This window comes from Bacillus sp. JJ1503, assembly GCF_036965125.1.
Classification (GTDB): Bacteria; Bacillota; Bacilli; order Bacillales; family Cytobacillaceae; genus Cytobacillus.
Genome location: NZ_JBALOZ010000138.1, coordinates 32279 through 42303, shown reverse-complemented (window position 1 = coordinate 42303; position 10025 = coordinate 32279). Strand labels below are relative to the sequence as shown.

At 37.5% G+C, this 10025-nt stretch carries 11 protein-coding genes; 3 read left to right on the top strand and 8 right to left on the bottom strand.

Annotated features, from left to right (window positions below):
- Positions 1-20 precede the first annotated feature (20 nt).
- Entirely contained in the window at positions 21-1037 is a 1017-nt protein-coding gene (locus tag V7149_RS12140) for a DUF1646 family protein (protein WP_335345888.1), read from the top strand.
- Positions 1038-1084: 47 nt separating this feature from the next.
- Here the strand turns inward: V7149_RS12140 and V7149_RS12135 are convergent, their stop codons facing one another.
- A complete protein-coding gene (locus tag V7149_RS12135; protein ID WP_335345885.1) occupies positions 1085-2248 on the bottom strand; it encodes a cation:proton antiporter in 1164 nt (387 codons plus the stop codon).
- A 247-nt stretch (positions 2249-2495) separates the two neighbouring features.
- Positions 2496-3704, bottom strand: coding sequence for an MFS transporter (locus V7149_RS12130; protein WP_335345887.1), 1209 nt, complete (start codon positions 3702-3704; stop codon positions 2496-2498).
- Positions 3705-3903: 199 nt separating this feature from the next.
- On the opposite strand from V7149_RS12130, the gene V7149_RS12125 reads away from it, so the two are divergent.
- A complete protein-coding gene (locus V7149_RS12125; protein WP_335345884.1) occupies positions 3904-4788 on the top strand; it encodes a LysR family transcriptional regulator in 885 nt (294 codons plus the stop codon).
- A gap of 51 nt (positions 4789-4839) precedes the next feature.
- Here the strand turns inward: V7149_RS12125 and V7149_RS12120 are convergent, their stop codons facing one another.
- The 5 genes from V7149_RS12120 to V7149_RS12100 form a co-directional block, all read right to left on the bottom strand.
- The gene (locus V7149_RS12120; RefSeq protein ID WP_335345883.1) at positions 4840-5649 is read right to left on the bottom strand and encodes a protein phosphatase 2C domain-containing protein; all 810 of its coding nucleotides are present in this window, start codon (positions 5647-5649) and stop codon (positions 4840-4842) included.
- Positions 5642-6097 (bottom strand): HIT family protein, encoded by a 456-nt coding sequence (locus V7149_RS12115; RefSeq protein ID WP_335345882.1) that lies wholly within the window; start codon positions 6095-6097, stop codon positions 5642-5644. Before V7149_RS12115 ends, V7149_RS12120 begins: the two co-directional genes overlap by 8 nt.
- Before the next feature lie 26 nt (positions 6098-6123).
- Positions 6124-6561, bottom strand: coding sequence for a GNAT family N-acetyltransferase (locus V7149_RS12110; RefSeq protein ID WP_335345881.1), 438 nt, complete (start codon positions 6559-6561; stop codon positions 6124-6126).
- A 66-nt stretch (positions 6562-6627) separates the two neighbouring features.
- Positions 6628-8247 carry an ABC1 kinase family protein gene (locus V7149_RS12105; RefSeq protein ID WP_335345880.1) on the bottom strand — a complete coding sequence of 540 codons (1620 nt, stop codon included), beginning with the start codon at positions 8245-8247 and terminating at the stop codon, positions 6628-6630.
- 222 nt (positions 8248-8469) lie between these two features.
- On the bottom strand, positions 8470-8853 hold the full coding sequence (locus V7149_RS12100; protein ID WP_335345879.1) for a hotdog fold thioesterase: 384 nt from the start codon (positions 8851-8853) through the stop codon (positions 8470-8472).
- A gap of 124 nt (positions 8854-8977) precedes the next feature.
- On the opposite strand from V7149_RS12100, the gene V7149_RS12095 reads away from it, so the two are divergent.
- Positions 8978-9364: a hypothetical protein gene (locus tag V7149_RS12095; protein ID WP_335345878.1), complete on the top strand. Its 387-nt coding sequence runs from the start codon at positions 8978-8980 to the stop codon at positions 9362-9364.
- Between the two features lie 76 nt (positions 9365-9440).
- Here V7149_RS12095 and V7149_RS12090 read toward each other — a convergent pair whose 3' ends face one another.
- Complete coding sequence (locus V7149_RS12090) at positions 9441-9707, bottom strand: hypothetical protein (protein ID WP_335345877.1); 267 nt, start codon at positions 9705-9707, stop codon at positions 9441-9443.
- Positions 9708-10025: the final 318 nt, after the last annotated feature.

The window sequence follows — 10025 nt, the reverse complement described above, 5'->3', positions numbered from 1 at the left end:
GAAAAGGACTGACAAATAGAATGATAGTTGGACTAACAATTGTTTTAATATTAGTATTATTTCTGCCATTCACAGTAAAAAAGGTAGAACATAATCTAGAAGCCTTTTTATTTATTATGGGTTTAGCCGCAGCAACGATCAGCCAGGTGCTAAATGGAGAATTATTTATTAAGGCTCTTGAAGATCCAATCCATATTACTCTTGCTGTACTTATAGCTGGTTTAATATTTAGATGGTGCCAAAGTCCAATCGAAAAAGGGATTCTTGGATTAAGCAATATGATGCCGTTTCGCTTATTTTTAGCATTAGTTACAATCGTTCTTGGATTAATTTCTAGTGTGATTACTGCAATTATTGCCGCGATCGTGCTAGTCGTTATCGTAAGCGTTATTCGCCTTGACCGAAAATCAGAGGTACGTCTCGTTGTTCTAGCCTGTTTCTCAATTGGTCTTGGTGCTGCTCTTACTCCAATTGGAGAACCGCTTTCTACGATTGCTATCAGCAAATTAAATGAGGAATTTTTCTATTTATTTAAGCTTATTGGCGCCGATGTCATTATCGCTGTAATCATTTTTGGAATTCTATCAGCTGTTTTAATTAACCCTCAAAAGGGGAAAGATGGATTAACGGCATCCCTTGAAAAGGAAAGCTATAAAGAAATTATTATTCGTGCAGTTAAAATCTACCTTTTTGTAATGGGACTTACTTTCCTAGGTGCAGGATTCGAACCTTTCATTGAAAAATATTTACTAGGAATGAGCCCTTATGTTCTATATTGGATCAATATGATCTCAGCTATTTTGGATAATGCAACACTTGCTGCGGCAGAAATTAGCCCTGCAATGGACGAGCCAACCATTAGAGCCATTTTACTTGGATTGATGATCAGCGGCGGTATGCTTATTCCCGGAAACATTCCGAACATTATCTCTGCAGGGAAATTGAATATTACGAGTAAGGAATGGGCAAGATTTGGTGTTCCACTTGGTTTAATTACGATGGTCGCTTATTTTATTGTCATTCTAATATTTGGTTAAGAACAAGCAAAGGGACAGATGCTATAGAGCATTCGTCCCTTTTTTCTTTATACACTCTTCCTAATATTAATACTCATCTCTGCCTCAGAATCTTTAAAAAACCATTTCATCATCGGCGGCGTCACAATGGTTGTAACAAGAATAACAACAATCATTACAGCAAACAAATCTTTGTCTATTAAATTGGATTCAATTCCTAAAGCGGCGATAATAAGTGCCACTTCTCCCCGCGAAATCATTGCGGATCCGATTCCCATTGAACTATTCCAACCAAAGCCAGCAAACTTGGCACCTAAACCGGCACCGATAAATTTCGTTAATATCGCTAAAACACTCAATAGGATAATGATCCATAAGGAATCAATAACCCCTGAAAACTCTGAAGAAATTCCAATAAACGTGAAGAATACCGGGACAAAGACAGCCGAACTAATAGTTTCTACCTTCTCAAAAATTTCATGCTTAAAGCCTGTTACACTAATAGCTATACCTGCCATATAAGAGCCGATAATAGCCGCAACCCCTGTGATTTCAGCAGCATAAGCAAACACAAAACAAATAATTAATCCAGCTGCAATTATAGGTTCAGAGACTTTCAGTTTGGAGAATATTCTTAAAACGTAAGGTACAGCCTTCCATGCTACTAGCAGAGCTCCTGCAAAAAAGAGAACTTTCTTTAAAATGACAGTACTTAAACTAACATCTCCACCTGCGAAGCTCATTAAGAATGCTAACGCAATCATCACAACGACATCATCAATGACAGCTGCCCCTAAAATGGTAGTACCCTCTCGAGTTTTTAATTGATTCATCTCCCTTAATGCCACAACAGAGATGCTTACACTAGTTGCTGAAAGCATTAATCCTAAGAACATAGATTGGAAGGATGAAAGGTCCATCATTAAACCTGCTAAATACCCGAAGAAAAGCGGAAAAATAATTCCACCAAAGCCAACAAAGGTTGATGCTTTCCCAGAACGCTTGAATTCATTAAGGTCTGTCTCCAACCCTGCAATAAACATTAACAAGATAACTCCAAGCTGACTAAACGCTGCTAAGGTATCTGTCGCAGTTACTAAGCCAAAGACAGATGGTCCTAGTAAAATCCCAACAATAATTTCTCCCAAGACTGAAGGCTGCCCTAATCTCACACTTATACTTCCTGCAAGCTTTGCTGCAAATAAAATGATCGCTAATTGTAAGATAATCAATCTTTCTCCCCCTTATTTTATTATTGAAATACAAAAAGAGCCTGCTACCAAAGGACATAGTTATCCCTTGGTGACAGACTCCTCCAAGTAATTCAATATTTGATTAATTACATTCTATCATATGTTTAACAGTATTAAAACCCCGTTAATATTGCTAATCAATCATTCACCTTTTTCAAAATCAATTAACGCCTCTCACCGGCTTGGTTAGCTAGCATCCAATTCCTTTTCTACAAACAAGGAACAATTAGGCTACTGTAGAAACTTTCTTCGAATTCTGTACAATTTTTGAAACCAACACCCAAAGTACTAAACTAATCATGAGGAAGCCAACAGTCATACTAACGACTCCTCCCCAGCCGAGTTTTGACCAAAATAACCCTCCGAGTGTTCCTCCTACACTTGAACCAGCATAGTAAAGAAATAAATATAAGGAAGAGGCTTGTGCTTTGCTTTGTATAGCACGTTGGCCGACCCAGCTGCTAGCAATCGCATGACTTCCAAAGAAACCGTAAGTAAATAAGCCAAGACCGATTATTTTTATATATAAATGAAAATTCAAAGTCAAAAGGACACCGATCAAAGCAATGAATAGACTGATGAATAATATTTTTTGCTTACCATGGCGTTCTACTAATTTTCCTGTCCAGACAGAGCTAAACATTCCAATGATCATAATTAAAAATAGCCAGCTTACAAATGTTTGACTTAGCGAATAAGGCTTTTCGAGAAAAATGTAAGTTATATAATTGAACAACGCTACATTACTCCCTAAAAGTAAAAATCCCATGACAAATAAACAAACTAAAGCTGGATCTTTCAGATGGTCAATTAATGATTTACCTAACTTTCCAATTTCTAATTGACGGGCTTTAAAATTTCGCGAAGGTGGTAAGCTATTCCAAAAAATCAGAGTAGCGGCTAAACTTAAGAACCCAATTCCCCCTATAGCTATTTGCCAACCAAAATAGTCGCTCAACGTACCTGTGAAAACTCTGCCAAAAACACCACCAATTGCATTGCCACATATATATAGACCCATAGCCGCTCCAAGACTCTTCGGTTCTATTTCTTCTCCAAGATAAGCCATGGCAATGGAGGGCAGACCTGCCAATAAAATTCCTTCAATCGTTCGGAACCCCAGCAGAAAATGAAAATTAGGACTGAATGCTGTGAGAATACAAACGACAGAAGCGGCAAGCATGGAAATGACCATGATCGGCTTGCGTCCCCATACTTCTGATAATGAACCAATAATCAGCATGCTAATAGCAAGCGCCATTGTAGTTATGGAAAGTGATAAGCTTGCTGTTGTTGGATTAATATTGAATTCCTTTGTAAATTCTGGCATTAAAGGCTGTACACAGTAAAGAATGGAAAATGTACTAAAACCAGCAGCAAAGAAAGCAAAACTGGTTTTGCGAAAGAGTGTCGTACCTTGTTGAATGTAACTCATCATACAATCGCCCAATTCGCGTGACTTCCAAATTGATGCATAAATCAATCATCCCTTAAAAAATTTCGTTTTAATAAGCCTCTTTGCGAGCTTCCTATTTTTATAGTACCACCGATTTTATATGTTGTATAATTCATTATATCGATGAATTTAATGCATATATGTAATAAGAAATTCAATTGGAAAGTGGTGTTATAAGATGGAATGGCAGCAGTTTGAATACTTTCAAACACTGGCACGAATGCAGCATGTGACGCACGCTGCAGAAGCTCTCTCCATTTCCCAGTCAGCCCTTAGCCGTTCGATTGCCCGATTTGAGGATGAAATAGGAGTGCCTTTATTTGAACGTCAGGGACGTTCTATTCGATTAAATAAATACGGTCAAATTTTTTTAAAGCATGTGGATAGCATGATGAAAGAATTCAATGAAGGTAAACAAGAAATTAAAGAATTACTTGATCCAGATAAGGGAGAAGTGTCTCTTGGGTTTCTGCACACTTTGAGTACAAGTCATATACCTGATTTACTCGCTTCTTTTCGTGCCTACTATCCAAAAATTAACTTTCGACTCGGACAAGGTCCCTCCCATAATCTTATTGATCAATTGCAATTAGGGGATATGGATCTTTGTCTAATTGCTCCAATGGGAATTAAATCACCAATTGTATGGCGGCAGCTTTGGAATGAGGAACTGTTTGTTATTGTCCCGAAAGACCACAAATACGCTAATCGTAAAAACATTACGTTAGAAGAAATTGCAGATGAATCTTTTATTCATTTAAAAGAAGGGTTCTCCCTTCGTATCACCATAGAGCAATTGTTTAAAAAAGTGGGAGTTGCACCTAAGATTATATTTGAAGGAGCGGAAGCAGATACTGTTGCGGGGCTTGTCGCAGCTGGACTGGGAATTTCAATACTACCGAATTTAAAAGGGACAGACCAAAGTAAAATATCACAAATACCTATCAAAGGTCCAAAGTGCCAACGGACAATTGGAATTGCGTGGGTAGAGGGAAGATATTTATCACCTGCAACTGAAAAATTCAAACAATTTGTTTTGGACCATTCCTCCGAATTAGAATAGGAATGGTCTGATTATTTATCGATGTTATCATTGATTTTTCGTAAATTTCTATCACTGGCTAGGAAGGCTGCCATTTGATGCAATTTGTACAAACCAGGAAATGATCGTTGTGCTGTCACGAACTTTTTTACCTCTAATTTCCTCCAGCAGTTGCTTTACACTTTCATCATTTGAGCGAGTCTCAAATGGTTTAAAAATTTCTTTAGGTTTTTCAAAATTAGTATTTGGACATTCTATCAGTCCATCAGTTGTTAAAAACAAATGATTTTTTCCTTTTCTTAGTTCCTTTCTTCCTTCACTAAAGCATGGAACAGGCAAATCGAAAGTATTAACTCGTCCAACCCATTCATAGAAGCTCCTATGATTTTGCTGAAATTCGTTCAGAGCTGATAATTCTGGGTGAAAAAGATAGAGTGCACAATCGCCAATTGATAGCCACCAAAGAAACTTGCCTTTTCTCATAACAAACAGACAAGCTGTTTCTCCTTGAATATTTTGACAAGCCTCTTTGAACCATTGGCTTTTGAAAGTGGTTAATATTAGTTTACTTAAACTATCAAAGGATTCGTTAATTGAAAGGGATAAAATGTCCTTTATGGCATGTTTCTGAGCTTCAAAAGTGGAAATGACTAATTCTGCACTTTCCGCCGTTTGGTGAGCGTCCAAAAGGATAACAAATTCCCAATCCATTTTTTCATCCACCCAAATAACACAGCCATCTTCATTCTTATACTGGCCCGCTGTCTTATTTCCGCCAAAACGCCCTAAAACAACATGCTTAATCCTATGAATATTTATTTTGTCAACAAAACTTTCTTTGCTCCCTACCCAACTATATTCATATACACCGGCCTTACTCATAGGGGTTCATTTCAAGAAAAGTTTTTAATCTATTGCAAACTTCAATAACTTCACTATTGTCGCCCATACGAGCATTTGGGGAATCATATACTGCAAACGGCCCCCAGTATTCCTCAGGAGTATTAGGATAACGGGCGACAAGATGCATATGCAAATGTGGAACGGCATTACCAGAAACAACAGCATAAATATGCTCAGCTTTTTCAGTTTCTTTAAGTGCTTTACTCACTCTCGCCATTATCATGCCAAATGCTTTTGCTTCTTCGGGATTCATTTCTGCTAGAGTAGGGACATGTCTCTTTAAATCTACCATAAGATGTCCTAAATAATTGGGCTTCCCATTACTATCAATATGTCCAACATATACATACTCGTCCTCGTAAATTAACACCCCGGATGTTTGCAGCTCTCCCTTATGTTTTTTACAAATAAAACAATTTGCATTCATATAGACCTCTCCCTAAAGGTTAAATTTTATATGGAATAAAAGTAAAAATAAGTAGTTTCCTTTGTAAAACCCACTTTCTCATAAAGCTTTTGTGCTCCTAAATTATCTGCAGCAGTCTCAAGGAGAACTCCTTTAGCCTCTGTATCCTTGGCAAATTCGATAGCTTTCTTCATTAATTTCTCGCCAAAGCCTTTCCCTCGTACACTTTCTTTTACATATAGATCGTTCAAAATCCAAATACGTTTCATGCCGACCGATGAAAAGGATGGATATAATTGAATAAAACCAACAGCATTTTCACCTTCAAGCGCGATAAAAATAACGGAATCTTCACTAGTTAATCTGCCTTGAATGAAATCCCTTGCTCCTTCGATGTCAGATTTCTGTTTATAAAATATCCTGTATAAATCAAAAAGCTCAGTTACAGATTCTAGGTCATTTAATGTTGCTTTTACTATTTTCATCTATTCATTTCTCCCATCCGAAGATTTATTTTGGATCATTTAACATATCATTCATTTCTGTCAGTCCTATCTTCGCTTTTCTGGCATGTATTTCATCCATTTTTTTAGCTTATAGCTGCAAATACAATAACAAACACTAGAGATGGCTGATATGCCAATCGATAATTGAAAAATAATGGGTTGAGAGGTATAAGCACCAGCTGCGATCCCGATAAGACCCAGCAGTGTTAATTGGAACAGCTGCTTTTTATAATTTTCAAAAATAGTAAACTGAAATTGTCTTCTTTGTTCCACTTCCTTTATGCGCTCAAAGGTTTGCGGAGCTTTAAGAAACTCTGAAGCGGAATGCAAGACCTTAAATAAAGGCTGTGACTGAATCCACATCCAGACAAACGACCATTTATTATTCTCCTTTTTATTTAACCAATCAAAAAATACCGGTTTTGCTAAATCAATTAGCTCCTCTTGTGGTGCTAATTCTTGTAGAATTCCTTCAATCGTTACGAAAGAACGTCCTAGAAAAACAAATCTTGTTGGAACCTGAATGGGGAGTGCCTGAATCATATCATTCATTTCTATTTTTAAGGCAATCATATCCATATCTTTTAAATCTGAGAGTTGAAAAGACATAGTTTCCGCTAATAGCTTTTCTAGCGTCTTTGAATCTCCCTCATCATGGAAAAAACCTAAATGAATCAAGCTTTCCACGGCTTTAGTATAATTTTTAGAAAGAAAGCTTTTAATTAAATCTTGGAAATATTCAGCATCCATTTTCGAGATTTCCCCTACCATACCAAAATCTAGTAATATTATTTTTCCTTCCTTTGAAACTAGGACATTACCTGGATGTGGGTCAGCATGGAACATTCCTGGTTCAAGCCATTGGGGTAGAAACACTTTGATTAGCCGCTTGGCCAATTCGTTCTTGCCTACTACTAACTGCTCTAGCCCATCTCGATCTGTAAGTCTTATACCATGTATCCACTCCATCACCAAGACCCTTGAAGTACTTAGCTCTGAGAAAACAGAAGGGATTTGTACTGCATCCACATCTTTAAATCTCTCTTTAAAAGAAAGCAAAACCTCCCGCTCTTTTGAGTAATCAAGTTCCCGTTCAATCACTTGTTTAAGCTCCTGAAATAAGACTTTAAAATTGATAAAGCCTTTTGGAATAGGAACAAAGTGATCAGCAAACCAGATAATAATGCGTAATATACGAAAGTCCGTTTGGATGATCGATTGGATATTGGGGCGCTTCACTTTGATGGCAACCTCTGTCCCATCCTTCAGAACACCTTTATATACTTCTCCAATCGAAGCTGACGCAATAGCTTCCTTTTTAATTGAAAGTAAGTGCTGATCGATGGGACTTTTCCATTCCGTTTCAAGGATTTGTTGAATTACATCCCAGCTAGAAGAAGGAACCTTATCAGTAAGGTCTTGTATTTGGAGAATAAATGCTTCTGGCAGTAAATCTGTACGAATACTTAATATCTGTCCAATTTTGATTAGTAACCCTTCTAATTCAAAAAGCGTCTTTCGAAACCTTTCTCCTATTTTCCTCCAAAGATTTTTCCATTCCTCTTCAGGCTTTTTTCGGATTTTATACCAATAAATTTGGACGAAGATTACGAATGCCATTGATAATACTTTTGACGTTCGCAACATCTTATTCTTTTTGTTCATTTCGAATCCTCTCGTTTCATTCCACCACTCTTAGATTGCAATAACACTTATTCCTTAAGGGTATCCTATTTTTTTCATAATTCCCTTTATCATTCTATTTCCTATTATCATCTTTTTATTACCTCAGTCATTTTCAAATTTAATCTGTTAATTGCTGGTATGTTGTTTTTCTACTAAAAAGGGCTGAATTTCAACCTATTTCGAATTCAGCCCTATCCATTCCTATTTTCTCTTTATAACAGCCATTGTACACCTTGACACACAGACTAGCTTCTCCTCTTCATCAACAATTTTAATATCCCAAACCATTGTCGTTCTTCCCTGATGAAGAACGGTTGCAATGGCAGTAACCTTTCCATCCCGCTTTGCTCTTATATGGTTGGCGTTTATTTCAAGCCCCGTAACCGATTCTGTTTCATGATCGACCAGTTCGTAAGCGCCAATGCTTGCTACAGTTTCTGCAAGAGCGACAGAGGCTCCGCCATGCAGTACACCAAATGGCTGTCTTGTTCGTTCATCAACAGGCATTGTCGCAACAACCTTGCCTTTTTCAAGTGATATGATTTCCATCCCTAGAGCTTCAATCAATGTATTTTTCAGATTCAATTCAATTCTCCCCTTTACGCCTTTTACAATAATATAACAGAGTTTTCCATCTATTAATACTTGTGGAAACACAGGAAAAGCTTTCTTCGCATATATAGGATAAAAAGAAAGGGGGCCATTTGGAATGACTCCCCATTTTACTTATGGACAAATTTTTTTTTGTACTTCACCTTATCAATTTCCCTATTACCCTCTCCAAGGTATGCCCAATCGGCAATATCCGACTGTAGACCCGGGGACCTTCATGAGTTCTGCAAAGGATATGGAGAATATTATGAGAGATGTCAGCCTATTATTAACAAAGATGGCTTCTTCCAGAACCTTTTCATTTCAATTAATGAGTGCGGCACAAGCATCACAGCAGGACAAGGTTAGTACAATGATTAAATCAACCGGAATCAAACATATCCCTAAAGTTAGGTATACACCAGATGGGTTGGTTTTAGACTTCGAATCCATCAATCAAATTCAGAAATGCTGCAGTTTATCATTAAAGTTAAGATGGAAATAGATTTCCATTTTTTTACGAAAATAAAAGGAAAAAGCTCTCTGTAAAGAGAGAGCTTTTTCCTATGTGAAAATTACTTTTAATAATAAGGGAAGCCTGCTTGGAACGGTGGTGCATATGGACCATATCCACCATATGCACCATATCCAAAGCCATATGGTGAATATGGCGGAAATGGTGCTCCATAAAACGGTCGATTAGCAAGGAGAGCTGCCGTTCCAAATCCAGCTATCCCACCTCCAATTAACCCACCTAGAAGACCTCCAGCAAATGGGGCGCCAAATAACAAACCAAGGAACCGTTCGTCTCCTCTATAATAACTTGGTCTTCCTCTCAGGTAATACATTTTGGGTAACCTCCTAATATTTTTGCCTACACTACTTCATATGCATTTTAAGCAGTTTTTGAGTGGGCTTTCTATTAGGTTATAGAAAAAACGAAAAGAGTAAGACTACTATTTTTAACCTTGAAAAGTGACTTGAGCTGGTATTTAATATCACTTCTGATGACCATTCAGGCTGATTTTTCACTTGAACGGGAATCAAACCCTATTCTGGTGACCACGGGTACTGATTTTACGCTTAAGCGGGCACCAAAATGCTCTTCTGGTGACCACGGGCACTGATTTTACGCTTAAGCGGGCACCAGACTGCTCTTCTGGTGA

Coding starts and splice junctions, on each gene's coding strand:
- V7149_RS12090 (WP_335345877.1), bottom strand. CDS start 9,707: ATGTATTACCTGAGAGGAAGACCAAGTTATTATAGAGGAGACGAACGG.
- V7149_RS12115 (WP_335345882.1), bottom strand. CDS start 6,097: ATGAATGCAAATTGTTTTATTTGTAAAAAACATAAGGGAGAGCTGCAA.
- V7149_RS12130 (WP_335345887.1), bottom strand. CDS start 3,704: ATGAGTTACATTCAACAAGGTACGACACTCTTTCGCAAAACCAGTTTT.
- V7149_RS12120 (WP_335345883.1), bottom strand. CDS start 5,649: ATGAGTAAGGCCGGTGTATATGAATATAGTTGGGTAGGGAGCAAAGAA.
- V7149_RS12125 (WP_335345884.1), top strand. CDS start 3,904: ATGGAATGGCAGCAGTTTGAATACTTTCAAACACTGGCACGAATGCAG.
- V7149_RS12105 (WP_335345880.1), bottom strand. CDS start 8,247: ATGAACAAAAAGAATAAGATGTTGCGAACGTCAAAAGTATTATCAATG.
- V7149_RS12140 (WP_335345888.1), top strand. CDS start 21: ATGATAGTTGGACTAACAATTGTTTTAATATTAGTATTATTTCTGCCA.
- V7149_RS12110 (WP_335345881.1), bottom strand. CDS start 6,561: ATGAAAATAGTAAAAGCAACATTAAATGACCTAGAATCTGTAACTGAG.
- V7149_RS12095 (WP_335345878.1), top strand. CDS start 8,978: ATGACTCCCCATTTTACTTATGGACAAATTTTTTTTTGTACTTCACCT.